This window comes from Microbaculum marinum, assembly GCF_037855135.1.
In the GTDB taxonomy this organism is placed as follows: domain Bacteria; phylum Pseudomonadota; class Alphaproteobacteria; order Rhizobiales; family Tepidamorphaceae; genus Microbaculum; species Microbaculum marinum.
On sequence record NZ_JAZHOF010000004.1, the window covers coordinates 285,646 to 309,785 of the forward strand.

Sequence of the window (24,140 nt, forward strand, 5' to 3'; positions counted from 1 at the left end):
CGAAGACCGAACCCGGCCTTGAAGCCCGCCTTACTGGGCCTTGTTGGCCTCGTCGCCCACCGCCTCGAGAATGCTCTCGTAGGTGGCGCGCTGGTCCTGCATGACCTTGTCGGCACCCTCGTGGTCATGGAACGTCATGTCCATGTTCCGGTTGTCGCCGACGTTCTGCGCCATCTGGCCGTTGACCGCCGGCTCGAAGGCCGCCGAGAGCTTCGCGATGACCTCCGGCGGGGTGCCGGCCGGCGCATGCAGCGAGATGTGCGAGCTGACGCCGAAGGGAAAGCCGAGGTCCTTCATGGAGACGAGGTCCGGCGCCCGCTTCAGCCGCTCGTGCGAGGCGGCGAACAGCGCCTTGGCGTCGCCCGCCTCGACGATCGGCGCCCAGGAGCCGCCGGAGAACGACAGGTCGACGTCGCCGGCCAGCACCGCCTGGACGGCGCCGCTGCCGCCGCTGACGGGCAGCGGCCGCAGCTCGAAGCCGCGTTCCTTGGCGATGTACTGCATCAGCAGGCGGTCGATCGCCAGCTGGCTGGCGAAGCTGATCGGCCGGCCTTCCTCCTTCGCCGTGGCGACGAGTTCGTCGAGCGTGTTGAACGGCTTGTCCTTGTTGGCGAACATGGCGTTCTGGAATTCGCCCAGGATGGCGACGTTCTCGAAGTCGTCGATGTCGTAGAGCATCTTCTGGACGAGCGGCGCCAGCGTGATCGAGGTGGAGTTGGTGGCAAGCAGCGTGTAGCCGTCGGGATCGGCCTTGGCGACCTGCGCGGCGGCGACGCCGCCGCCGGCGCCGCCGACGTTCTGCACCAGCACCGGCTGGCCGAGCTTCTCGCTGACGATGTCGGTCATGGCGCGGATGGCGCTGTCGGTGCCGCCGCCGGCCGGATAGGCCACCACCACCGTCACCGGCTTGGTCGGCCACTCCTGCGCCAGCGACGGGCCCGCGACGGCGACGCCGAGGGCCGCCGCGCCGAGCACGGCCAGGGCCGTCCTGCGGCCGAGGGCATGCGGGTGTCGGTAAGTCTTCATGGGCTTCCTCCCTTTCTGATCAGGTGTTCGGATCTTGCACGGATGGGGACTGGTCCATCCGCATGGATCGTGCTCCCGCGATCGCGAACCGCCAGATCGACAGGATCGCCAGCAGCAGGAACAGGATGGCTATCGGGTGATCGATCAGCACCCCGGGCCTGGCCTCCGAGATGATGAGCGATTGCCGGATCGTCAGCTCGGCCATGGGTCCGAGCACGTAGCCGACGACGAAGGTGACGAAGGAGTAGTCGAACTTCTTCATGAAGTAGCCGACCAGGCCGAAGATCAGCATCAGGTAGACGCCGAACATGCCGCCGCCTTCCATGTAGGCGCCGACGACGCAGAGAAACACGATCACCGGCAGGATGACGGTCTGCCGGACCCGGATGACCAGGCTGAAGATGCGCTGCCCGAACAGGCCGACGGCGAGCAGCGCGACCGACGCCAGCAGCATGCCCAGGTAGATCGCGAACACCACCTCGCCGCCGTCCCGGAACAGGAACGGCCCTGGCGTCAGGCCGTGCATCATGAACGCGCCCATCAAGAGCGCGGTCGACAGGCTGCCGGGAACGCCGATGGCGAAGACGGGGATCAGCGAGGCCGGGACGGTGGCGTTGTCGGCGGACTCCGACGCCGCGACGCCGTCCGGCTGGCCCTTGCCGAAGGCCTCCGGCGTCTTCGAGCTGCGCCTCACCCAGGTGTAGGACAGGAACGAGGCCAGCGTGGCGCCGAGACCCGGCAGCAGGCCGATTCCGGTGCCGACCAGCGAGCCGCGCAGCACCGCCGGCGAGACGCTGACGATCTCCTTCAGGCTCAGCGCCCGGTCGGCGGCGACGGCGCTGTCATCGGGCGGGCGCGGATACTGGTGGCGACCGCGCCATCCCTCGTCGATCTGTACGAGGATCTCCGACAGCGCCAACGTGCCGATCGCGACTGCCAGCAGCGGCACGCCGTCGTACAGCTCGAGGATGCCGAAGGTGAGCCGCGGCAGGCCGGTCTCGATGTCGATGCCGGGCGCCGACAGGAGCAGGCCGAGAAAGCCCGCGATCATCGCCTTCAGGAACGACTCGCCGGACACCGCCGCGATGAAGGTGATCGAGAACACCAGGATGGAGGCCAGCTCGATCGGACCGAGCCCGATGGCAAAGCGCGCGATCGGCCGGGCCAGCAGGATCAGCACGATCGTGGCGAACACGTCGCCGGCGACCGACGCCAGCAGCGCCACCTTCAGCGCCTTCTGGGCCTTGCCCTGCTTCGTCATCGGATAGCCGTCGTAGGTGGTGACCACCGACGAGGGTTCTCCCGGCACGTTGAGCAGGATCGCCGAGACCGCGGAGCCGGCCGCCCCGCCCTTGTTGATGCCGATCAGGAACGACAGGGCGGCCGCCGGCGACATGGTGAAGGTGAACGGCAGCGCGACCGCGATCGCGGTGGTCCGGTTCATGCCGGGCAGCGCCCCGACGACGTAGCCGAGCAGGACCCCGAGGACGATGTAGGCAATGACCAGGGGCGTGAAGATGTCGCCCGAAGCCGTGAGCAGTTCCTCAAGCACAGGGTGTCCTCACGGCACGGGGGTGCCGAGTACGTGGATCGCCAGCAGGTACACCAGGCCGACAGGGACGGTCGCCGTCAGCGCGATCCGCAAGGGATTCCGTTCGCCCAGAAACAGCATCAGGGCGCCGATCAGGATCGGGCCGCCGACCAGCATCCCGAACCAGTCGATCGCCAGGATGCCGCCGAACGCCAGGCACGCCGAGGCCAGGAACATCAGGAAGTTCCAGCTTGTCAGCGGAAACGGCCTGGAGGCGACGCGCCGGCGCATGCGCAGCAGCGACTGAGCCACCAGGCCCAGCGCGCAGGCCGTCAGCAGCACCGTCAGCAGCGTCGGGAAGAAGGTCGGTGACAGGCCGAAATACATGCCCTCTTCGGTGCTCGCCGGTATGATGACGAAGATCATCAGAAAGCCGAGCAGCGCCAGACCGGCGCCCCCGATCAAGTCAGCCTTGTCCACGGAGGTCGACTCCCTTGCGTTCCCCACCATCCGGGCCCTCGTCGGGGCCCCGCCAGTGTCCTCTTGCCTTGCACCGGTCTTGAGCGAACCGTATAGGATGAAGTCCGTAAGTCAATACTACAATCCTATGGAGGAAGCATGTCTGAGGGGGGCAGCGCGCCACAGCGACGAACCGCGATCGTGACCGGTGCGAGCCAGGGTCTGGGGCGCGCCATCGCACTCGCGCTGGCCGCCGATGGCGTCACGCCCGTCGTCGCGGCCCGGAACGCGGATGCGCTCGCCGATGTCGTCGCCGAGGCACGCGATCTCGGCGCCCCGGACGCCCTCGCGGTCCCCGCCGATCTTTCGGTCGCCGGCGAACCGGAGCGCGTCGTCGCCGCCACGCTGGAGCGCCTCGGCCGGCTCGACATTCTCGTCAACAACGCCGGCGCGACCAAACGCGGCGATTTCCTGACGCTGCCGGACGAGGATCACCTGTCGGGCTTCGCGCTGAAATATCATGCCGCCGTGCGCTTCTGCCGCTGCGCCTGGCCCCACCTGGCCCGCACCGGCGGGGTCATCGTCAACATCGCAGGGGTGTCGGCGCAGACTCCCGATGCGGAATTCACCGTCGGCGGCCCCGTGAACAGCGCGCTGGTCAATTTCACCAAGGCGATCGCAAAGCGCGGAACCGACGAAGGCATCCGCATCAATGCCCTTTGCCCCGGCCATATCGAGACCGACCGGCTGCAGACCCGGATCCGCGTGCAGGCCGAGAAGGACGGGACCCCGGAAGCGGAGGCCCGCGAGACCTTGCGCGCGCGCTACGGCATCCGCCGGTTCGGCACCCCCACCGACATCGCCGCCACCGTCGCCTTCCTGTGCTCGGAGCAGGCCGGCTACATCCACGGCGCGACCATCGTGGTCGACGGCGGAACGACGCCCGGGATATGACGACAGCCGGACCAACGATCGCGGCTCGCCAGACCTCGCCCGGACACCCGGGAGACCCTGCCCGGACGCCGGGGCGCCATTGACGCGCTCCGGATTGTATGACGATATTATCAGGGAGCCGTCCCGGCATTCCATCTTCTCCACGAACAACCAGGACCATCGCGATGCAGGACACTCCGAACGCCGAGACGACGCTTGCGCGCTTCGCCGCCGAGCTCGAGATCGAGGCGATTCCCGCCGAGGTTCTGCACGAGGCAAAGCGGTCGCTGGTCAACATCTTCGCCACGGCGCTGGCCGGCTGCCGCGAGCAGGCCATCGAGGCGACGCTCGAGACGCTTCTGCCCCATTCCGCAAACGGCAGCGCGACCCTGGTTGGTCGCAGCGAGCGTGCCGACGAGATGCTCGCCGCCTACGTCAACGCGATGGGCGCCAACATCTTCGACTTCGACGATACCCACGAAGCGACGATCATCCATCCTGCCGCGCCGCTGCTCGGCAGCCTGTTCGCCCATGCCGAGGCCGCCGGCCTGCCGGGCAAGGCGGTGCTGGTCGGCTTCGTCGCCGGGGGCGAGGTCGAGTGCCGGATCGGCAACGCCATGTCGCCCTATCACTACGCGCGCGGCTGGCACATCACCTCCACCTGCGGGGTGTTCGGCGCCGCCGCCGGCGTCGGCTCGATGATCGGACTGTCGCCCGATCAGATGCTGCACGCCTTCAGCACCGCCGCCGTCCAGTCGTCGGGACTCGTCGAGATGCTCGGCACCATGGCCAAGAGTGCCAGCGTCGGCGGCGCCGCCCGCAACGGCCTTGCCTCGGCCCTGCTCGCCCGCAACGGCTTTACCGGCCCGGTCGCGCCGCTGACCGGCGAGCGCGGCTTCCTGCGCGTCTATGCCGACGAGCCGGCGACGGACGCGCTGGTCGACGGCCTCGGCAGCGACTGGGAGATCGCCACCAACACCTACAAGCCCTACCCCGTCGGCGTGGTGGTCAATCCGGTCATAGACGCCTGCCTGCAGCTGCGCGAGCGGGAGGGCCTGAAGCTCGAGGACGTCGCCGCCATCGAGGTGACCGGCCATCCCCTGCTGCGCCAGCGCACGGACCGGCCGGACGTCTCGACCGGCCGCATGAGCCAGGTCAGCGCGCAGCACGCCATTGCCATCGTCCTGTTGCGGGGTCGCGCCGGCCTGCAGGAGTTCTCCGACGAGGCGGCCGCCGAGACGCTGCGCACCGGCCGGCCGCAGGTCACGTTCCACGACGACCCGTCCCGCGACATCGCCTCGATCGAGTTCGTGGTGCGCACGCGCGGAGGGGGCGAGTTGAGGCTGGACATCCTCGAGGCGCTGGGCTCGCGCCGCAATCCGCTGAGCGACGCGCAACTCGAGGCAAAGCTGTTCGAGGCCGCACGGCTCGTCGGCTTCACCGGCGATGCGCGCCGGCTCGCCGACGCGATCTGGACCATCGAAAAGGCCGGCGATGCGGGCGACGTCGTCCGGCTCGCCGCCGGTGCATCTTAGATGTCCGAGATGCTGCGAGGCAAATGTGCGCTCGTCACCGGCTCGGCCGGCGGCGGTCTCGGCTACGCGCTGGCCGCGGCCTTTGCGGGCGCCGGCGCGAACGTCGTGCTCAACGGGCTGTGCAGCGTTGCCGACGGCGACGCGGCGGCGGCGGCGCTGGCGGAGGAACACGGCATCGAGGCGGTATTCGATCCGGCCGACCTGCGGAAAGAAAGCGAGATCGGCCGAATGGTCGGCGCCGCCGTCGAGCGCTTCGGCTGCGTCGACATCCTGGTCAACAACGCGGTGGTGCGCCACTTCGCGCAGATCGAGGAGTTCGACCCGGCCGACTGGGACGCGTCGGTCGGCGTCAACATCACCGCGGCGTTCCATGCCGTGCGGCACGCGCTGCCGGCGATGAAGCGGCGCGGCTGGGGCCGCATCATCAACATCTCGTCCTACTACGGCTGGCGCGGCGCCGAGAACCGGATCGACTACGTCACCACCAAGACCGCGCTGCTCGGCATGACGCGGGCCATCGCCATCGAGACCGCGCCGACCGGCGTGACCTGCAATGCGATCTGTCCCGGCTCGGTGCCGACGCCAGCGATCATGGCGCGGATCGAGGAGATCGCGCGCGACCGCGGCGAGCCGCTCGAGGAGGTGGCGCGCGACTATGCCAGGCAGCGCAGCCCGACCGGGCGCTTCGTGGCGATGGAGCATGTCGGCGATCTTGCCGTGTTCCTGTGCAGTCCGGCGAGCGCCGACATCACCGGCACGACCGTGCCGATCGACGGCGGCTGGCTCGCCGCATAGCTGCGCGGCGCCCCGCCATGTTCTGATAGGATGGTAATACAAAGCTGGCGGGTGGCGATGGACAGCGGGAAACGGCAGGGGCTAGAGTGCGACTGGTCGTGAATCGTTTGCAGCGATACGGGATTCGCGGAAACGAGCCCGAGAGAGACACCGCAGCCGATGAGTGAAGCCAAGGTGACCGACGAGCAGTTTCTCGTACCCCGACCGGCGGCTACGCTGCGGCACGGCGTGACGGAGAGCATCCGCCAGGCGATCGCGCTGGGCCGGTTCGGACCCGGCGAACGGATGCCGGAACGCGACCTGTGCGAGATGACCGGGGTCAGCCGCACCCTGGTCCGCGAGGCGCTGCGGCAGCTTGAATCCGAAGGCCTCATCGAGGTCGTCGCGCACCGCGGTCCGATCGTCGCGCGCATAACCGCCGCGCAGGCGATCGGGGTCTATCAGGTGCGCGAAGTGCTGGAGGGGCTCGCCGCCCAGCTGTTCGCCGAACACGCTTCCGATACCGAGCGCGCCGCCCTGCGTGCCGCCTTCGAGGAACTGAAGGCGGCAACCGCGGCGCAGAAGCGGGTGGCGCTCAAGAACAGGTTCTACGAGGCGCTGATTTCCGGGACCGGCAACGAGGCGCTGGGCAAGACGCTGTTCATGCTCAACTCCCGGGCGATGCTGCTGCGCAGCCGCTCGCTGCAGGCGCCGAACCGCTGGCCGAAGAGCCTGCGCGAGCTGGAAGCCCTGGTCGAAGCGCTGGAGGCACGCGACCCCGCCAAGGCCAAGGCGCTGGCCATGGAGCACGTGCGCCGGGCCGCTGCGGCGGCGATGACCACGTTCGCCATGGCGGAATCGGCCAAGCGCGACTGACCGCTGCCGTCAGTTGCCCTGAAGCCGGCCTCGTTCCGCAAGATTGTATTACGCTCATATCAAGGCTACTGTCGCGATCCGGCCGCCTCGGGCGGCACGGACAAACATGCCCCTGACGGGCGGATCTGGAGGAAAAATTGGGCGCGCAAGTGGGGAGCGATAAGTTCGGCTTCATAGGTCTCGGCAACATGGGGCTGCCGATTGCCGGGCGGTTGATCGATGCGGGCCATTCGCTCGTCGTCCACGACGTCAACGAAAGCGCCCTCGCACCGCTCGTGGCGCGGGGCGCGCAGGCGGCCGCCTCGCCGGCTGAGGTAGCGGCCGCCGCCGGGACGGTGTTCATCTCGCTGCCGACGCCGCCGATCGTCGAGACGGTTGCGACCGGCGATGCGGGCCTGGCGTCTGGCGGCGCCGTCAGGCGCATCGTCGATCTGTCGACCACCGGTCCGCAGATGGCGGCGACCCTGTGCGCGAAGCTGGCGGACCGGGACATCCGCTGGCTCGACTGTCCGGTCAGCGGCGGCGTCGGCGGAGCCAGGGCCGGCACGCTGGCGGTGATGTTCTCCGGACCGCGCGAGGACTTCGACGACCTGCTGCCGGTGCTCCAGGTCATCGGCAAGCCGTTCTACATCTCCGACCGGCCCGGCCTCGCCCAGACGATGAAGCTGCTCAACAACCAGCTGTCGGCGGCGGCGATGGCGCTGACCTGCGAGGCCGCGGTCATGGGCACCAAGGCCGGCATCGATCCGACCGTGATGATCGACGTTGTCAACGCCGGCAGCGGCCGCAACACCGCCTCGATGCAGAAGTTCCCGCAGTCGATCCTGCCGCGGACCTTCGACTACGGCTTCTCGACCGGCCTGATGCACAAGGACTCCGCCCTGTTCATGCAGGAGGCGAAGGCGATGGGCCTGTCGCTTCCCGCCTGCGAGGTCGTCCTCGGTGTCTGGCAGCGGGCGCTCGACGAACTGGGGGCCGACTCCGACTTCACCCGGCTGATCACCCTGATGGAGAAGGACGCCGGCGTCGAGGTGCGCGGCGGGGGAACGGCCACCGGCTGACTTTCGGCCGCGGCCCGCATACGCTCCCGCCTGGCGCCGGTGACATCGCGGTTCCGCGGACGATCCGCGCCCGACGCAACAGGGAGAAAGCGACATGGAAATCATACGCTGCGGATCACGACCGACCCGGCGCGCCCCGGCGGACGCCTTCACCGGAACGGTCTGGCAGGATCCGATCATTTCCACCCCGGCGCCGGCCCTGCTGACATCGACCGCCGTCACCTTCGAGCCGGGAGCGCGGACCGCCTGGCACACCCATCCGCTCGGCCAGACGCTGTTCGTGACGGCGGGCAGCGGGCGCGTGCAGACCTGGGAGGGTCCGATCCAGGAAATACGCGCCGGCGACGTCGTCTGGATCCCGCCGGGCGAGAAGCACTGGCACGGCGCCGGCCCGGACACGCTGATGGCCCATATCGCCATGCAGGAAAGCCAGGACGGGGACTATGTCGAGTGGCTGGAGCACGTCACCGACGAGCAGTATTCCGCCGCCTGAACCCTAGGGAGACATGCTGTGACGCTCGAACCATATGAAGTCTTCGCGGTGCGCTACGCGCGCAACCCGGGCCAGACGGCAGCGCACAATTTCGTCGGCGGCGATCCGCACGACGGCCCGATGCCGCTCGACTACTTCGTCTGGGCGATCCGCGGCAACGGCCGCACCTTCATCGTCGACACCGGCTTCGACGAGGCGATGTCCGCAAAGCGCAACCGGCAGTTCCTGCTGTCGCCGGCGGACGGCCTGAAGACGATCGGCGTCGATCCCGAGACGGTCGAGGACGTCATCCTGTCCCACATGCACTACGACCACTGCGGCAACTACGACATGTTCCCGCGCGCCCGCTACCACCTGCAGGACGTCGAGATGGCCTACAGCACCGGACGCTGCATGTGCCACGCCGCCCTGAAGTTCCCGTTCGAGGAGGAGGATGTGGTGGCGATGGTCCGAAAGGTCTTCGCCGGCCGGGTCCAGTTCCACGACGGCGACGCCGAGATCGCGCCCGGACTGAGCGTCCACCATGTTGGCGGCCACAGCAAGGGCCTGCAGGTCGTGCGCGTGTGGACGCGGCGCGGCTGGATGGTGGTGGCGTCGGATGCCAGCCACTTCTACGCCAACATGGAGCAGGGCCGGGCCTTCCCGATCATGCATAGCCTCGCCGACACGCTGGAGGGATACGACCGGCTCTACGCGCTGGCGAGCGAGCGCTCGAACGTCATTCCGGGACACGATCCGATCGTCAACGACCTCTATCCGCCGGCGGCGCCGGGCCTGGAGGGGATCGCGGTGCGGCTCGACGCCGACCCGAAGGCCTGATGGCCGCTGCCCTTGACGGGTCCCGGGCCGGCAAGGGATAGGAGGCTGCAACAAACCCGCATACCTCGCTCAGCGCATCCTCGGGAGTCCATCGCCCATGCCCACGCCGCCGCCCACCATGCTTCTCATTCTCGACGGCTGGGGATGGAGCGAGATCCGCGAGGGCAATGCGGTTCTGCAGGCCGAGACGCCGAACTTCGACCGGCTGTTCGAGACCTGCCCGCACGCCTTCCTGACCACCTGCGGCCCGGCCGTCGGTCTGCCGGAGGGCCAGATGGGCAATTCCGAGGTCGGCCATCTCAACATCGGCGCCGGCCGCGTGGTGATGCAGGAGCTGCCGCGCATCGACCAGGCGATCGACAGCGGCGACCTTGCCGCGCGCCTTGCCGACAGCGGCCTCGTCGAGCGGCTGCGCGAGACCGGCGGCACCTGCCACATCCTCGGCCTGGTCTCAGACGGCGGCGTCCACTCGCACCAGGACCACGCCGTCGCGTTGGCCCGGCTGCTGCACGACGCCAATGTCGGTACCCGCATCCACGCCTTCACCGACGGCCGCGACACCGCCCCGGATTCCGCCGCGGGGTTCCTCGGCGCCCTGCAGGCCGGGCTTCCCGACGGCGCCGCGATCGCCACCGTCAGCGGCCGCTACTACGCGATGGACCGCGACAGGCGCTGGGACCGCGTCGCGCTCGCCTACGAGGCGCTGGCCCACGGACGGGGCGCCTCCGCCGCCTCTCCGCAGCAGGCGCTCGCCGATGCGCTGGCGAACGGCCAGACCGACGAGTTCGTCGTTCCCACCGTGATCGGCGACTACGCCGGCATGAAGGACGGCGATGCCCTGCTCTGCTTCAATTTCCGCTCGGACCGGGTGCGCGAGATCCTGAGCGCCCTGTTGCAGCCGGATTTCGACGGCTTCGACCGCGGCCGCCCGATCGGCTTCTCGGCGGCCGTCGCAATGGTCTCCTACGGCGGCGGTCTCGACTCGCTGATGTCGGTGCTGTTCGAGCCGCAGTCGCTGTCCGACGGCCTGAGCGAGACGGTGTCCCGCGCCGGACTGAAGCAGATGCACATGGCGGAGACCGAGAAATATCCGCACGTCACCTACTTCCTGAACGGCGGCCGCGAGGAGCCGTTCGAGGGCGAGGAGCGGCTGATGGTGCCCTCGCCCAAGGTCGCGACCTACGACCTGCAGCCCGAGATGTCGGCGCCGGAGCTGACCGAGGCGGTGCTGGGCGCCATCGGCAGCGGCGAGTTCGCGCTGCTCGTCGTCAATTACGCCAACCCCGACATGGTCGGCCACACCGGCAGCCTGCCGGCGGCAATCGCGGCGGTCGAGACGGTGGACGCGGCGCTCGGCCGGATCTCGGCTGCCATCGCCGAGCGCGGCGGTGCGCTGGTCGTCACCGCCGACCACGGCAATTGCGAGATGATGATCGATCCCGTGACGGGCTCGCCGCATACGGCGCACACGCTGAACGTCGTGCCGGTGATCCTGCAGACGCAGCGCCGGGCACGCCTCGCCGACGGCAAGCTCGCGGATCTCGCGCCGACGCTGCTCGCGCTGATGGGCATCGAGAAGCCGGCCGCGATGACCGGCTCCTCTCTGGTGACGTTCGAGGACTGACCGGTCAGCCGGCCTTTGCGGCCTTGCCGGCGACCGTCACGCCGGCCCACTTCTCCAGCGGCTGGATGATCTGGGTCAGGTCGGCGTCGGGGCCGAGTTCGGCCGCGGCGACCTTCAGGTACTGGCGCAGCGCGCTGCCGACGATCATCGGCACGCCGAGCTCCTCGGCCTGCTGGATGCACAGCTTCGAATCCTTCGCCGACAGGCCGAGCGAGAAACCGAAGTCGAACGACCGGGTCAGCACGAACTTCGGGATCTTGGTGAGGCTGGCGTTGCTCTGGCCGCTGCTGACGTTGAACACGTCGACCATCGTCTCCGGGTCGAGGCCAGACTTGGCGCCGAGCACCAGCGCCTCCGACGTCACCGCCAGCGCCGTCACCGACAGCAGGTTGTTGATCAGCTTTGTCATCTGGCCCATGCCCGGCTCCGGGCCGACCAGGAACGGCTTGCCGAGCACTTCGAAGACCGGCTTCAGCCGCTCGTAGTCGGCCTCGTCGCCCGAGGCCATCAGCGCCAGCGTTCCTTTCTCGGCGCCGCCGACGCCGCCGCTGATCGGGCAGTCGACCACCGCGAAGCCGAGCTTCCGCAACCCCTCGGCGAGGGCGCGCGCACCTTCCGGTCCGGTCGTCGACAGGTCGACCACCGTCTTGCCCTGCGGCGCGTCGGCGCTGGCGATGCCGTCGTCGCCGAAGGCGACCGCGTCGACGATATCCGGCGTCGGCAGCGACAGCATCGTGACGTCCGAGGCGTTCGTCACCGCTACCGGGCTCGCGGCGGCGGTCGCGCCGGCGCCCTCGAGGCGGCTGACGGCCTCGGCGTTCTTGTCGAAGACGGTGACGGAATAGCCGGCCTCGAGCAGCCTGCGGGCCATCGGGTCGCCCATCCGGCCGACACCGATCAATCCAAGCGTTGGTTTCGACATTCTCAACTCCACTTCTGATGTTCAGGACGTGCTGGCGCGCGCCGCAGGCCGGTTCCGACCCGGTCGGCGCGGCTCATTTCGATTGGGCGGGCAGCCATGTGACGATGTCGGGCACCAGGTAGATGAGCACCTGGAAGGCGAGCAGGATGGCGATGAACGGCATCACCCCGTAGACGATCTCGCGCAGGGGAATCTTCTCGCCGACGCCGCGCAGGATGAACAGCACGATGCCGACCGGCGGCGTGACCAGCCCGATCTCGATCATGATGACGAGCGCCACGCCGAACCAGATCGGGTCGAGCCCGAGCGCGACGACGATCGGATAGGTCACCGGCAGCGTCATCAGCATCATCGAGATCGATTCGATGAACATGCCGAGGACGACGTAGATGCCGGCCATGACCAGGACCACGAGCCATGGCGCCAGGTCCGCCGCCTCGACCTCGCTGACCAGCGTGCGCGGAATCCGCAGGTAGTCGAACACCCAGCTCATGATCGCCGCGCCGACGACGATCAGCAGCAGGAACGAGGTGATCCGCACCGACTCCATGGCGATGTCGTAGAGCGCCCGCGGGCTCAGCATGCCGCGCAGCAGGCAGATCACGAAGGAGGCCGCTGCGCCGACCGCGCCGGCCTCGGTCGGCGTCGCGACACCGGCGTAGAGCGAGCCGAGCACGACGACGATCACCACCACGAACGGCAGCACCGAAACCGTGCCGCGCACCTTGGCGCCAAGCGAGTGCTGCTCGCCCGCGGGCGTCGCCGACGGCCGGACCATCGACCACACCGCGATGCCGCCCATGAAGGCGACGCTCAGCAGGATGCCGGGGATGATGCCGGCGATGAACAGCTGCGTCACCGGCACGCCGACCGTGGTGCCGTAGATGATCATCGCGATGCTGGGGGGAATGAGGATGCCGAGCGTCGCCCCGGCCGCCACCGACCCGTAAGTCAGGCGCCGGCTGTAGCCGCGCGAGATCATTTCCGGACAGGCGACCTTGCCCATCGTCGCCGCCGTGGCGAGGCTCGATCCCGACACCGCCGCGAACACCGCCGACGCGCCGATCGTGGCGTGCGCGACGCCGCCGGGCGTGCGCCCGAACCACTGGGTCAGGGAATCGAACAGTTCGCGGGTGACGCCGCTTCGGATCAGCAGGGCGCCCATCAGCACGAACATCGGCACCGCCGTCAGCGTGAACGTGTTGACGCTGTTCCACGATCGCTCGGCGATCACCGACAGCAGCGGCGTCGGCAGCAGGAACATCAGCCCGAGCAGGCCGACGATGCCGAGCGTCAGCGCCACCCGGACGCCCGCCACCAGCAGGCCGAGCAGCGTCAGCACCATCAGCAGGCTGACGATCGGCAGCGCCGCCCCCTTCGCCGCCCAGTAGAGCAGGCCGAGGCCGGCGATGCTCGCCGCGACCACGGCAAACATCCGGATGCCGTTCACCAGCAGCACGCCGGCCAGCACCGCCGCGATGATCGCCGTGGATCCCACGTCGACCCGGTATCCACCCACCTGCATCGGCCTGGTGCCGAGCCAGACGAGCACCGCGACAAGCGCGACGGCGATCAGCGGCCCGGCGATGCCGGCGATGCGGCGGGGACGGCTGTGGCGGGCGATATCGGCGAGGATCGCCAGCGCGAACGTCACCAGCCCGATCGTGACGGGCAGTTCGGGAATCCACTGCGGCGTCGACAGCAGGCCCCAGTCGCGCGTGTCGTTGACATATTCCTGCCGGTTGAAGATCGCCATCTGCCAGGCGGCGAACAGCACGAAGGTCAGGCCGAGCCAGTTGGCGAAGATCTCCACCCGCCGCCGGCGGTCGTCGTCGAGCGAGGTCAGCAGCAGCTCGACCTGGACGTGGTCGCCGGCCTTCTGGGCCTGCGCGAGGCCCATGAACGTCATGCCGACGAGGACGTAGGTGGCGATGTCGCTGCCCCAGTAGGTCGGCTCGTTCAGGACGTACCTGGAGAAGACCTCGAAGCAGATGATCGCCGCCATCGCCAGCAGCGCCACGGCGCTGGCGATGCCGGTGGCGTCGCTCAGGACGTCTATGATCCGAACGCCATTCGATGCACGCGGGCCACCCGCGGCCCTGTCGTCCGCGCCCGCCACCTCAAGCTGCATCCATTCACTCCGAGAACGATCCGCCGCCGCGGTCCTGCCGCGGCGCGCGCGGGTTCCCCCCGCTGCGAAATTTCGGACGGACCCTATCACCGGCCACTCTTGCCTGCAATCATGGCGTATGATTGTATGACTGCAATACGGCGAACGGCGGCCGCTGCGCGGATCCGCCCCGCCGAGGCATGACACCATCCATCATACAGGGAGGACTTCCGCAGATGTTGACGAGACTACTCAAGCTGGCCGCAGGTGCCGCTGTGCTGGCCGTGCCGCTGGCCGTGAGCCTGTCGGCGACGCCCGCCGCCGCGCAGGACGTCGACCTGACCATGGGCATCCTGCCGTCGCCCAATTCGCTCTACCTGAAGATGATGGAGCAGGTTCCCGACCGCGTCGCCAAGGCGACCGACGGCAAGGTCAAGGTCACGCTCAACGATTCGCTCGTCGGCGGCACCCAGATCACCGCCGCGGTGCGCGACGGCCGCGTGCCGATGTCCGGCGCGCTGCACACCTATCTGGCCGGCGAGGAGCCGCGCATGGGCGTGTTCAACCTGCCCGGCCTGATCAACAACATGGCCGAGTACACCTACCTGTGCGAGGCGTTCTGGTGCGAGGACGTTGAGAAGCTCTGGGAAGAGCAGTGGAACGCCGTGGTGCTGGCCGAGGGCGCCTGGTGCAGCCAGGCGCTGTTCTCCAAGGAGCCGATCCATACGCTGGAGGACTTCAAGGGCAAGAAGCTGCGGGTCCACAACCCCCAGACCGCCGCCCTGATGGAGGCGATCGGCGCCAAGCCGGCGCCGCTGCCGCTGTCGGAAGTCGCCCCGGCGCTGGAGCGCGGCGTCATCGACGGCGTCTTCACCTCGACCTGCTACGGCAACGGCCAGGAGTACTGGCGGCTCGCCCCCAACGTCCAGAACTGGAAGATCGGCCCGATCACCGGCTGGGTCATCATCATCAACAAGGACGCATGGGAAGCGATTCCCGAGGACCAGCGCGCCGCGATCCAGGCGGAGATGGACGACCTCGAGCACGAGGCGCTCTACAACTTCTACTCGCACGTCAACGAGGCGGTCGAGAACATGAAGGCCAACGGCGTGGAACTGTGGACCGCGCCGCAGTCGGAGGTCGACCGCGTCACGGCGGAGGAGTATTCGCAGGCCTCCTACCAGCAGTTCTATGACCGGGCCACGGAACTCGGCTTCGACGGCGAGGCCTACATCCAGCGCGCCCGGGAGGTTCTGGGCAAGTAACTGCCGGCGCCCCGGCGCATGCCGCCGGGGCGCTGCCGGCCGTCCGCTCGACGATGCCGCGTCCCGCTCCCTGCTGGCGGGCCCGGCGTCGCGACGCGCGGCATCAGCGAATTGCCCGGGGCAGCCGCCGCGGGGTCCGACGTTCACAGATGCCGGCGGAGGGCCGGCGCATCCGAAAGGTAGCTCACACATGGACGACAAGCTGTTCGAGAAGGGTCTCGAGAAACGCAGGGGTACGCTCGGGGCCGAGTACGTCGACAAGAACCTTGCCGCCGCCGACGATTTCAGCCGCCCCTTCCAGGAGGCGATGACGGCGTGGTGCTGGGGGTTCGGCTGGGGCGACGAGGCGATCGACCCGAAGACGCGCAGCCTGATGAACCTCGCCATGCTGGGCGCGCTCGGCCGCTGGCACGAGTGGGAGACCCATTGCCGCGGCGCTCTGACCAACGGCGCGACCAAGGAGCAGATCCGCGCCGCGATCCACGCGGTCGGCATCTACGCAGGCGTGCCGTGCGCCGTTGAATGCTTCAGGATCGCCCGGCGGGTGCTGGAGGAGGCAGGCGAGCTGTAGCTCGCCCCCGTCCTGCCCGCCTGACCTGCCCGCCGGTCCTGCCCACCGGATCGGACCTGCGGATCCCCTGAAGTTCGGCACGAAAAAATCCGGCGGCGCCTCGATGGCGCCGCCGGTTTTTTGTGGGCTGGCGGCCGGCCGGAGCGCCGGCCGGGAATGGCGCTAGCTCATTCGCTAGGCCACTGCGGCGTCGCGACGGCGAGCTCCTCGGGGAAGATCGTCACCGGCACCCCGTCCTGCCACTGGATGACGGTCAGGCTGGCGCCTTCGCGGCGGCCCATGTCGTCGAAGCTGATGGTGCCGCCCGGATAGTACTTGCTCGGGCCGCCGTCGAGGGTGCGCAGCGCCTCGGCGACGTCCTTGCGATCGCGGCTGCAGGCCTTCTCGAGCGCCGCCTTGAAGATCCACATGTCGCCGTAGGTCGACACCGCGTTCTGCGTCATCCACGGCTCGCCGTACTCGTCCTTGAGCCGGGCGATCAGGTCCTCGTGGCCCTTGGTGCCCCAGTTGGCGACCGCAGACATCACGCTTTCGAGCAGGGTGGCGTCCATGACGTTCAGCACTTCCGGCTCCGCGATGGCGATGCCGAAGGAGATCGTCGGCACCTTCACCCGGAACTCCTGCATCTTCTGCAGGATGAGATTGGCGTCCGAGATCACCGTCGGCAGGAAGAACAGGAGATCGGGCTGGCTGGTCCGCACCCGCTGCACGAGCGAGGACGCATCGGCCAGCGGCGGGGTGAAGGTCTCCTCCATGACGATCTCGAGGCCGAGTTCGTCGAGCAGCCCGTCCTTCATCCGCTTGACCGAGGAGAGCGACGCGGCGGTGTTGTCGGTGATGATCGCCACCGTCTTCGGCCGTTCGCCGGTTTCCGCCTCGGCGAGATCCATGATGATCGGCAGCGCGATCGATGCCTGCGCCCCGGCCGTCGCCGAGGTCTGAAAGACGTTCTTGAAGCCGCGCTCGGTGATGAGGTCCGAATAGGACAGCGTCAGAACCGGAAGGTCCGCCCGTTCCGTCACTTCGGTCACGGCGAGCGTGAACGAGCTCAGATACGAGCCGGTGGCGCCGACGAGATCGGGATACTCCGCCACCATGCGTTCGGCGGCGTTCGTGGCCTTTTCCACGGAGTCGCCGCTGTCGATGACCACGAGTTCGAGCGGCGCGCCGTCGAGGCATTCGATACCGCCTGCCTCGTTGACGTCCTTGATGCCCAGTTCCGCGCCCATCTCCATCACCTGTCCGGGCCGGGCATAGATGCCCGAAACCGGCGCGATGAGACCGATCTGGATCGGATCGGCGGAACTCTGCGCGAAGGCGGTGGCGCCGAATGCGGCCGCGCCCGCGATCCCGACCGTCGACAGAAGAAATAGTCGTCTACCCATCTTCATCTCAATTCCTCCCGTTTCTTCGTTGCGGGCATCACATGCCCAGATACGCCTGCCGAATACGGTCATCGGCCTGCAGCGTTTCGTGTGTTCCTTCGAGAACCACCCGGCCGGTCTCCAGCACATAGCCGCGATCGGCCGACTGGAGCGCTTCGGCGACGCGCTGCTCGACGAGCAGGATCGTCACGCCGGTGTCGCGGCGGATCTCGATCAGTTTCTCGAAGACGAAGTCGGCGATCGCCGGGGCCAGGCCCATCGACGGCTCGTCGAGCATCAGCAGCCTGGGCGAAGAGGCCAGCCCGCGGCCGATCGCCAGCATCTGCTGCTCGCCGCCGGAGAGCGTCCCGGCGAGCTGGCCGGCGCGCTCCCCGAGAACCGGCAGCCAGCTGTAGATCTTCTCGAGGTTCTCCTTCCACGCGGCCCGGCCGGCCTGCGTGAATGCGCCCAGCTCCAGGTTTTCGTAGACCGTGAGCGACGCGAACACCTGCCGGCCCTCGGGCACGTGCGCGATCCCCAGATGCGGCCGGCGCGGCGGCGGAACCTCGAGCAGGTTCTGCCCTTCGAAGGTGATCGCGCCCGCCATCGGCGTCAGGATGCCGGAGATCGTCTTGAACAGCGTCGTCTTGCCTGCCCCGTTGGGGCCGACGATCGACACGAACTCCCCGGCGTTCACGCTGATGGACAGGTCGTGCAGCACCGCGACCTCGTAGTAGCCCGACGTGAGGTTGGAAATCTCAAGCATTCGCTGCCCACTTCGCTCCGAGATAGGCCTCGATGACCTTCGGGTTCCTCGTCACCTCCTCCGGCAGTCCCTCGACCAGCAGCTGGCCATGGTCCAGCACGATGAAGCGGTCGACCAGTTGGACCATCGCCTGCATCGTGTGTTCGATGATGACGATCGTCAGCCCGGTCGCCGCCAGCGCGCGAATGATCGACACGACCTCCTTGGATTCGTCGCTGCCGAGGCCGGCCAGCGTCTCGTCGAGGAGCAGGATCTCCGGCTTGCCGGCGATCGCCCGGGCAAGTTCCATGAGACGCAGTTCCTTCGTCGTCAGCGTTGCGGCGATGCGATCGGAGCTAGCCGACAGTCCGACGCGGTCGACCGCCGCGCGCGCGATCGCGTCGGCGTCCTCCTCGCTGCCGGCGTGGACGTAAGCGCCCACCTTGACGTTGTCGGCGACGCTCAGCCGCTTGAACGGCCGCATCACCTGGAAGGTCCGGCCGATCCCGGCCGCGCAGATCGCGTGCGGGCGCCGGCCGAGCATGTCGGTGCCATGCAGAAGCATCTGGCCGCCGTCGGATTTCTGGAATCCGTTGAGCACGTTGAACAGCGTCGTCTTGCCGGCGCCGTTGGGCCCGATGATGCCGAGGATCTCGCCTTTCCGGACGGTGAAGCTGACGTCCTGCACCGCCCGCAGCCCGCCGAAGTTCTTGGAGACCCCGCGCACGTCGAGCACCACCTCGTCATGGACGGTGCGCCGGTCCTCAGCGGCGGCATCGGCGGCGCCGGGAGCCGGAGCGGCCTGCGTCGTCTGCCTGTCTTGTTCCGTTCTTCGCGGCCGGCGCGACCGCACGATGTCGCGGGCCTTCCAGTACACGCCCTCGGGGGCGGCGATGATCAGCACGATGATGGCGACCCCGTAGACGACGCCCTGGATGCCGGGCAGGTAGGTGCCGAGCTCGGCGTGCAGTATCTCGGCGATCGGGATCAGGAAGGCGGCGCCAATGATCGGGCCCCAGACAGTGCCGACACCGCCGAACATGGCGACCGTCAGCGCCTGGGCGGAGACCAGCATGCCGAACACCGAGTTCGGCGTGATGACCAGGATCACGACCGCGTAGAACGCCCCGATGGCGCCGGCGATCGCGCCGCTGACGGCGATCGCGCGAAGCTTCCATTTCAGCGTGTCGATGCCGGCGGCTTCGGCGGCCGCCTCGTTCTGCTTGATGGCGATGAGCGCCATGCCGAAGCGGGTCCGCTCCACCTGGCGGCTGATCATCACGATCGCGGTCAGGAGGATCAGCGCCAGGACCGTGTAGACGCGCCGGTCGCCGAACTGCATGTACAGCGCCGGATTCTCGGTGACCCGCGGGATCGTCACCTCCGGATATCCGAGCCACTGGAACACGTAGAACATTGCCAGCGGATAGGCGAGCATCGACAGGGCGAAGTAGTGGCCGCGCAGCCGGAATGTCGGCAGGCCGATGAGCACGCCGGCGACCGCACCGATCAGCGCCGACACCGGCAGCATGATCCACGGCGAGATGCCGAAGTAGATCTGCGCCAGCACCGTCGCGAACGCGCCCAGCCCGAAGAACGAGGCGTGGCCGAACGAGATCAGGCCCGTATAGCCGCTGAGCATGTTCCACGAGAGGCCGAAACAGGCCCACACCAGCACCATCGCGATGATGAGCTGATAGTAGGAATTGTCGACCATCATGGCGATCGCCAGATAGATCGCCGCGAAGATGAAGAACGGCAGCAGGGAGCGCAGGAACGTCGACATCACGTGCGCTCCGAGACCCGGCCGAAGAAGCCTTGCGGTCGCCAGATCACGATCAGCAGGAAGAATACGAAGATCGTCGCGTTCTGCAGCTGCGTCGGCAGGACGAGGATCGAGAGTTGCTGGACCAGCCCGATCGCCATGCCGCCCCAGAAGGCGCCCAGCACGCTGCCGATGCCGCCGAGGACGACGCCGGCATACATGACGATGACGAATTCCAGCCCGACGAACGGCTGGAACGGATAGTTCGTCGCCAGCAGGCCTCCCGCCGCCGCGGTGACCGCCGTTCCCAGGGCGAAGGCGACCCGGTGGGCGTGGTCGACGTCGATGCCCATGTAGGTCGAGGCTTCGGGATTGTCGGCGGCGGCGCGCAGCGACTTGCCGAGTCGGGAGCGCGTGATGAGAAGCCACAGCGCGACGATGACCGCCACCGAGATGACGCCCGCCACGATGCGCGCCTTGTTGAGGAAGATCGCGACCGCCTCGCCCCACAGCGGACCGATCATCCACGCCTGGCTCGCCAGCGGCGTCCGAACGGAGATCAGCTGCGACCCGAACAGGATCATCGCGCCGTTCTGCAGGGCAAGCGCGATGCCGAGCGTCAGGATCAGCTGCGCATAATGGCCCTCGCCCTCCAGGTCCGCCGTGCGTATGCCGGTGACCTGCCGGATCAGCAGTCGATGAACGGCCCAGCCGAACGCGAACAGGATCGGGGTGGCCACCGCCACCGACACGTAGGGGCCCAGGATGCTGCCGAACAGCGCCTGCGCGCCGAAGCTCACGAAGATGAAGTAGGCGGCGTACATGCCGAGCATCATGAAATCGCCCTGGGCGAAGTTGATGACCCGCATGATGCCGAAGATCATCGCCAGGCCGACGCACATCAGCCCGTATATCGCGCCGAGGAAGAGGCCGGAGACGATGGCCTGCAATACGGTTTCGACCAGGATCTGTGTCGGCGTCATCCGCGCATCTCCGCGATCTCGACCGCAGCCGGCCGCCGCCGCTGCGCACCCGGTGTCTGAGCGTTTGCGGTCATCGTCTTCACGGACCGGTGACGGTTATGCCGGCGTCGACCTTGAGCGTTACGCCGGTGATGCTGCGCGCGTCGTCGGACGCAAGGAACACCGCAGCCGCGCCGATCTCCGATGCGCTCGGCAGGTGGCCCAGCATCGTCTTGCTTGCGCGGCTCTCCCAGCCGGCGGCGTCTATCACCGAATTGGCGCCGGGGGTGGAGACGGGGCCGGGCGCGAGCGCGTTGACCCGGATCCCGTGCGGTCCGAGTTCGCCGGCCTGCTGCCGGGTCAGCGCGTCGACGGCGCCCTTAATCGACGAGTAGACGGCGGCGTTCGGGATCGCGAACGAGACGGCCACCGACGACAGGTTGATGATCGAGCCGCCGCCCCGTGCGATCAGGTGCGGCGTCGCCGCCTGGAAGCCCCAGTAGGTGCCCTTCACCCCCACGTCCAGCATGCTGGAGGCGATGTCCTCGGGAAACTCGGCCAGCGGCGCGTAGTGAAAGCGCACCGCGTTGTTGACCATGATGTCGAGGCCGCCGCCCGTGCCTGCGTGGTCGTCGACCGCGCGACGCACCGCTGCGCGGTCGGCGACGTCCAGCTCGTAGCCGTGCACGTCCAGTCCGCTGCAGGCCTCCAGCGCCTCTGACAGAAGTTGTGCGTTGATGTCGGCCATGCCGACGCAGGCACCCTCGCGCGCCATGGCGGCGGCGATCTCCAGGCCGATGCCGCCGGCCGCGCCGGTGACAAAGGCTACCCTCCCCTGAAGGCGACCCATTCTCCCTCCCATCGTGGCGCCGTCTACGCGGCTTCGACCACGCACTTATGGCGAGTCATTGATGACTATTACAATAATACAATCATATTCGAAGCGCTCATGCCATACCTTACGCGCCCTTGCGGGGTGAATTGCGGGAGACGGGAAATCTCCGCGGCCGGGACGAGTGGCAGACCCGTTGTCGCAGCGTCCCGAGCGATGGCGATCAGGGAGCGGATTCGCGATCGACCCAGTCGACATCCGGGCGACGTTCGGGCGGACATCGCGCGCTCCGCCGAATTCCGCGGACCGCCCGGCGGTGCTCGAGGAGGCAGGCGCGCTGGCCGCCCGCCTGGCCCGCCGGTCGCGGAGTTTCCGAACGCAAGGACAGGGATACCCGGATAACAGGGACAGGAAGATGCAAGACCGCCGGCAGTGCCCCCACACCGCCGGCGATCTCGCTGTCGGGGCCGGTCGCCCCGAACGGTGTCCGGTCGCCCGGCGCGGACCCGATGGCCTCGCGGCGATTCCCGGAACGGCGCCGTCGCTCCGCTACCTGTTCTTCTTCTTCTTTTTCTTCACCTTGCTCGGCGGCGGTATGTCGGGGCACTTCTGCGGGCCGTCATGCGGATAAAGCGCCGGAAGGACGGCATACCGGGCCTCCGGCCCCTTGCCGATGCTTCTCTCCGCATAGGCGTAGATATCGCAGCACAGGCGCTGCGGAATCGGGTCGAGCCCGTCGCAGTCGATGGGCGCGTGTGTCTTGGTGTCTATCGCCTTTTTGGGATTGAAGTTGTAGGTGAAGTCGAGCGTCTTCAGCTTGAAGCTGTAGACGACCTCCTCGCCGCCCGGCGCCCACTTCGCCAGCAGGCTGATTGGGCACTTGGAGAGATTGTCCTCCTGCACATAGACCGGAATGCTCCTGTAGTCCGGGTTCACCACCCGGTTGATATCCTTCTTCTTGGTCGTGCAGACGCCGAAATGGGTGAACTCGCCGAACATGTTGCCGGAGCCGAAGTTCACGTTGACCGGCGGCGACGCCGGATTGGGATTGGGCAGCCCCCTCGTCCCACCCACGGCAAGGACGAAGCCGTTGCCGTCGGCCTGCAGGTTGCCGACGGCGTCATCCACCGAATAGGCGTAGGTGTTGGGCGCGTTGAGATACGGCTTGTTGTGAATGAAAAGGACGTAGGGGTTGAACGAGCCGTCCTTCCAGTAGTTCAGGTCGTCGAATGCCTTTTTGGCGGCGGCAAATTTTGCGTTCCCGACCTTGTTGTCGTCCGTATATCCGGGCGTCAGTTCGATCCTGTTCTTATCGGCGAAGTTGTCGCAGTTCTGGGTGAACGGGCCGAAGGCGTAGACTTGTGCGATCATCAGATCGGAGGTCAGCTTCGCGGGTCCCAGGTCCTTGTGGCAGCCCTTCGTGTTAGGAAAGATCTTCACGTAGTTGTCGTAGTTTGCCTGAAACAGGTCCCGCACCGTTCGCATTTGCGTGCAAATCGTCTGATTGTAGGTCTTCGAGCCTGACGTCGTGCAGTCCTCCCACTGTTTGCGCAGCACCGGAAAGATTGCCCACGACTTGGGATCGGTCAGGTCCGTATCGCCCGCGAACGCGTGTAGCGGCGAGGCGATCTTCAGAATTGGCTCTCGCGGCTTGTCCTCGGACAGGAACTGCGGCCAGCCCGGATAGGCCTTCAGAAACTTGGCGAGCTTGTTGCGGAACGTGTCGATGCGCATCGGCGTGCCGACATATCCGACATGGTTGAGGTCCGACGTCTCCTCGTCGTTGATCGGCGCCATCACCGCGGGAAGAAAGGCCGTGTCGACATAGGACACGTCGATGTCGACCGCTCCGTAGAAGGACCCGAAACCGGGTGGATCGACGTTGTGGTTGATCGCTCCCAGCGTGAACTCGGCCAACTGGTACGGCGCGTTGTTCTTGAACACGCCGGACGTGTCCCTGAAGAACTTGAGCGGTTGACAGTCCTTGCATGTCGGCAGGACGGCATCCTTCGGCAGCGACTTGAGATCGACCTCGGTCTGCTTGTCCTTTTTCTTGTAGAAGGCCGCTAGCTCGGGCGGCGGCTTGCCGTCGGCGGCCGGTGCCGCGAATATCTCTATGTGTGAGCCGCCCCACCAGTCCATGAACTCGTCGTCGGCCTTCTGAGTCGGATTCGCAACGAGCTGGGTAAATAACGGAAGCGTCACCGTCACGCTGCCGCGGGGCGGGATGCCCTTGCCCTCGGGATTTATGTAGATCCGGTAATTGTTATTCTTCGGGAAGAAGGGCTTCCCGCTATCGATCGCGTCATCTGAATCCTTGTTTTTGATTCCGAACCAGGACCGCAGCCAGAGATCGCTGTCGCTGGTTCCCGTCGTGATCACCGGATAGATGCTGTAGTCCTTCTCGTTGTTGTAGATTTTGATGGTCATCGTCGGAATTGGCGTTGCCGCCGGCGGCTTCTCCGGCATGCCG

21 protein-coding genes are annotated in these 24,140 nt (G+C 67.6%); 10 read left to right on the forward strand and 11 right to left on the reverse strand.

Annotated elements, in window-relative coordinates; all coding sequences use genetic code 11:
* Positions 1-30: 30 nt before the first annotated feature.
* Genes V3328_RS11340 through V3328_RS11350 form a run of 3 tightly spaced genes read right to left on the reverse strand, consistent with a single transcriptional unit; the run spans position 31 to position 3,037 of the window.
* Positions 31-1,026 (reverse strand): tripartite tricarboxylate transporter substrate binding protein, encoded by a 996-nt coding sequence (locus V3328_RS11340; RefSeq protein ID WP_340329770.1) that lies wholly within the window; start codon positions 1,024-1,026, stop codon positions 31-33.
* Positions 1,027-1,045: 19 nt separating this feature from the next.
* Complete coding sequence (locus V3328_RS11345; RefSeq protein ID WP_340329771.1) at positions 1,046-2,578, reverse strand: tripartite tricarboxylate transporter permease; 1,533 nt, start codon at positions 2,576-2,578, stop codon at positions 1,046-1,048.
* 9 nt (positions 2,579-2,587) lie between these two features.
* Positions 2,588-3,037 (reverse strand): tripartite tricarboxylate transporter TctB family protein, encoded by a 450-nt coding sequence (locus V3328_RS11350; protein ID WP_340329772.1) that lies wholly within the window; start codon positions 3,035-3,037, stop codon positions 2,588-2,590.
* A 180-nt stretch (positions 3,038-3,217) separates the two neighbouring features.
* Between V3328_RS11350 and V3328_RS11355 the strand changes: the two genes are divergently transcribed.
* The 8 genes from V3328_RS11355 to gpmI all read left to right on the forward strand — a co-directional run bounded on the left by V3328_RS11355 (position 3,218) and on the right by gpmI (position 11,131).
* Entirely contained in the window at positions 3,218-3,970 is a 753-nt protein-coding gene (locus tag V3328_RS11355; RefSeq protein ID WP_340329773.1) for an SDR family oxidoreductase, read from the forward strand.
* Positions 3,971-4,134: 164 nt separating this feature from the next.
* Complete coding sequence (locus V3328_RS11360; RefSeq protein WP_340329774.1) at positions 4,135-5,484, forward strand: MmgE/PrpD family protein; 1,350 nt, start codon at positions 4,135-4,137, stop codon at positions 5,482-5,484.
* Entirely contained in the window at positions 5,485-6,279 is a 795-nt protein-coding gene (locus tag V3328_RS11365; protein WP_340329775.1) for an SDR family oxidoreductase, read from the forward strand.
* A 159-nt stretch (positions 6,280-6,438) separates the two neighbouring features.
* Positions 6,439-7,134, forward strand: coding sequence for a GntR family transcriptional regulator (locus V3328_RS11370; RefSeq protein WP_340329776.1), 696 nt, complete (start codon positions 6,439-6,441; stop codon positions 7,132-7,134).
* Positions 7,135-7,283: 149 nt separating this feature from the next.
* Entirely contained in the window at positions 7,284-8,195 is a 912-nt protein-coding gene (locus tag V3328_RS11375) for an NAD(P)-dependent oxidoreductase (RefSeq protein ID WP_340329777.1), read from the forward strand.
* Between the two features lie 94 nt (positions 8,196-8,289).
* Complete coding sequence (locus tag V3328_RS11380) at positions 8,290-8,688, forward strand: (R)-mandelonitrile lyase (protein WP_340329778.1); 399 nt, start codon at positions 8,290-8,292, stop codon at positions 8,686-8,688.
* Between the two features lie 18 nt (positions 8,689-8,706).
* Complete coding sequence (locus V3328_RS11385) at positions 8,707-9,507, forward strand: N-acyl homoserine lactonase family protein (RefSeq protein ID WP_340329779.1); 801 nt, start codon at positions 8,707-8,709, stop codon at positions 9,505-9,507.
* A gap of 97 nt (positions 9,508-9,604) precedes the next feature.
* Complete coding sequence (gene gpmI / locus V3328_RS11390) at positions 9,605-11,131, forward strand: 2,3-bisphosphoglycerate-independent phosphoglycerate mutase (RefSeq protein ID WP_340329780.1); 1,527 nt, start codon at positions 9,605-9,607, stop codon at positions 11,129-11,131.
* Positions 11,132-11,135: 4 nt separating this feature from the next.
* Here gpmI and V3328_RS11395 read toward each other — a convergent pair whose 3' ends face one another.
* Positions 11,136-12,053: an NAD(P)-dependent oxidoreductase gene (locus V3328_RS11395; protein ID WP_340329781.1), complete on the reverse strand. Its 918-nt coding sequence runs from the start codon at positions 12,051-12,053 to the stop codon at positions 11,136-11,138.
* A 73-nt stretch (positions 12,054-12,126) separates the two neighbouring features.
* On the reverse strand, positions 12,127-14,184 hold the full coding sequence (locus tag V3328_RS11400) for a TRAP transporter large permease subunit (RefSeq protein WP_340329782.1): 2,058 nt from the start codon (positions 14,182-14,184) through the stop codon (positions 12,127-12,129).
* A gap of 215 nt (positions 14,185-14,399) precedes the next feature.
* Here V3328_RS11400 and dctP point away from each other — a divergent pair, with 215 nt between their 5' ends.
* The gene (gene dctP / locus V3328_RS11405) at positions 14,400-15,428 is read left to right on the forward strand and encodes a TRAP transporter substrate-binding protein DctP (protein WP_340329783.1); all 1,029 of its coding nucleotides are present in this window, start codon (positions 14,400-14,402) and stop codon (positions 15,426-15,428) included.
* 190 nt (positions 15,429-15,618) lie between these two features.
* Positions 15,619-15,999, forward strand: a complete 381-nt coding sequence (locus tag V3328_RS11410; RefSeq protein WP_340329784.1) for a carboxymuconolactone decarboxylase family protein — start codon at positions 15,619-15,621, stop codon at positions 15,997-15,999.
* Positions 16,000-16,166: 167 nt separating this feature from the next.
* On the opposite strand, the gene V3328_RS11415 is transcribed toward V3328_RS11410, so the two are convergent.
* The 6 genes from V3328_RS11415 to V3328_RS11440 all read right to left on the reverse strand — a co-directional run bounded on the left by V3328_RS11415 (position 16,167) and on the right by V3328_RS11440 (position 24,097).
* Complete coding sequence (locus V3328_RS11415) at positions 16,167-17,384, reverse strand: ABC transporter substrate-binding protein (protein ID WP_340329785.1); 1,218 nt, start codon at positions 17,382-17,384, stop codon at positions 16,167-16,169.
* Between the two features lie 37 nt (positions 17,385-17,421).
* Positions 17,422-18,129, reverse strand: coding sequence for an ABC transporter ATP-binding protein (locus V3328_RS11420; protein WP_340329786.1), 708 nt, complete (start codon positions 18,127-18,129; stop codon positions 17,422-17,424).
* On the reverse strand, positions 18,122-19,894 hold the full coding sequence (locus V3328_RS11425; RefSeq protein ID WP_340329787.1) for a branched-chain amino acid ABC transporter ATP-binding protein/permease: 1,773 nt from the start codon (positions 19,892-19,894) through the stop codon (positions 18,122-18,124). The genes V3328_RS11420 and V3328_RS11425 overlap by 8 nt, the downstream gene beginning before the upstream one ends.
* Positions 19,894-20,856, reverse strand: a complete 963-nt coding sequence (locus V3328_RS11430; RefSeq protein ID WP_340329788.1) for a branched-chain amino acid ABC transporter permease — start codon at positions 20,854-20,856, stop codon at positions 19,894-19,896. The genes V3328_RS11425 and V3328_RS11430 overlap by 1 nt, the downstream gene beginning before the upstream one ends.
* A 79-nt stretch (positions 20,857-20,935) precedes the next feature.
* On the reverse strand, positions 20,936-21,685 hold the full coding sequence (locus tag V3328_RS11435) for an SDR family NAD(P)-dependent oxidoreductase (RefSeq protein WP_340329789.1): 750 nt from the start codon (positions 21,683-21,685) through the stop codon (positions 20,936-20,938).
* A gap of 531 nt (positions 21,686-22,216) precedes the next feature.
* Positions 22,217-24,097 (reverse strand): hypothetical protein, encoded by a 1,881-nt coding sequence (locus V3328_RS11440; protein ID WP_340329790.1) that lies wholly within the window; start codon positions 24,095-24,097, stop codon positions 22,217-22,219.
* Positions 24,098-24,140: the final 43 nt, after the last annotated feature.

Bases quoted from the DNA above. Each gene is read 5' to 3' on its own strand.
- V3328_RS11420 (WP_340329786.1), bottom strand. From the start codon at position 18,129: ATGCTTGAGATTTCCAACCTCACGTCGGGCTACTACGAGGTCGCGGTG.
- V3328_RS11365 (WP_340329775.1), top strand. From the start codon at position 5,485: ATGTCCGAGATGCTGCGAGGCAAATGTGCGCTCGTCACCGGCTCGGCC.
- V3328_RS11400 (WP_340329782.1), bottom strand. From the start codon at position 14,184: ATGCAGCTTGAGGTGGCGGGCGCGGACGACAGGGCCGCGGGTGGCCCG.
- V3328_RS11360 (WP_340329774.1), top strand. From the start codon at position 4,135: ATGCAGGACACTCCGAACGCCGAGACGACGCTTGCGCGCTTCGCCGCC.
- dctP (WP_340329783.1), top strand. From the start codon at position 14,400: ATGTTGACGAGACTACTCAAGCTGGCCGCAGGTGCCGCTGTGCTGGCC.
- V3328_RS11395 (WP_340329781.1), bottom strand. From the start codon at position 12,053: ATGTCGAAACCAACGCTTGGATTGATCGGTGTCGGCCGGATGGGCGAC.
- V3328_RS11415 (WP_340329785.1), bottom strand. From the start codon at position 17,384: ATGGGTAGACGACTATTTCTTCTGTCGACGGTCGGGATCGCGGGCGCG.
- gpmI (WP_340329780.1), top strand. From the start codon at position 9,605: ATGCCCACGCCGCCGCCCACCATGCTTCTCATTCTCGACGGCTGGGGA.
- V3328_RS11340 (WP_340329770.1), bottom strand. From the start codon at position 1,026: ATGAAGACTTACCGACACCCGCATGCCCTCGGCCGCAGGACGGCCCTG.
- V3328_RS11410 (WP_340329784.1), top strand. From the start codon at position 15,619: ATGGACGACAAGCTGTTCGAGAAGGGTCTCGAGAAACGCAGGGGTACG.
- V3328_RS11370 (WP_340329776.1), top strand. From the start codon at position 6,439: ATGAGTGAAGCCAAGGTGACCGACGAGCAGTTTCTCGTACCCCGACCG.
- V3328_RS11430 (WP_340329788.1), bottom strand. From the start codon at position 20,856: ATGACGCCGACACAGATCCTGGTCGAAACCGTATTGCAGGCCATCGTC.
- V3328_RS11440 (WP_340329790.1), bottom strand. From the start codon at position 24,097: ATGACCATCAAAATCTACAACAACGAGAAGGACTACAGCATCTATCCG.
- V3328_RS11425 (WP_340329787.1), bottom strand. From the start codon at position 19,894: ATGTCGACGTTCCTGCGCTCCCTGCTGCCGTTCTTCATCTTCGCGGCG.
- V3328_RS11435 (WP_340329789.1), bottom strand. From the start codon at position 21,685: ATGGGTCGCCTTCAGGGGAGGGTAGCCTTTGTCACCGGCGCGGCCGGC.
- V3328_RS11380 (WP_340329778.1), top strand. From the start codon at position 8,290: ATGGAAATCATACGCTGCGGATCACGACCGACCCGGCGCGCCCCGGCG.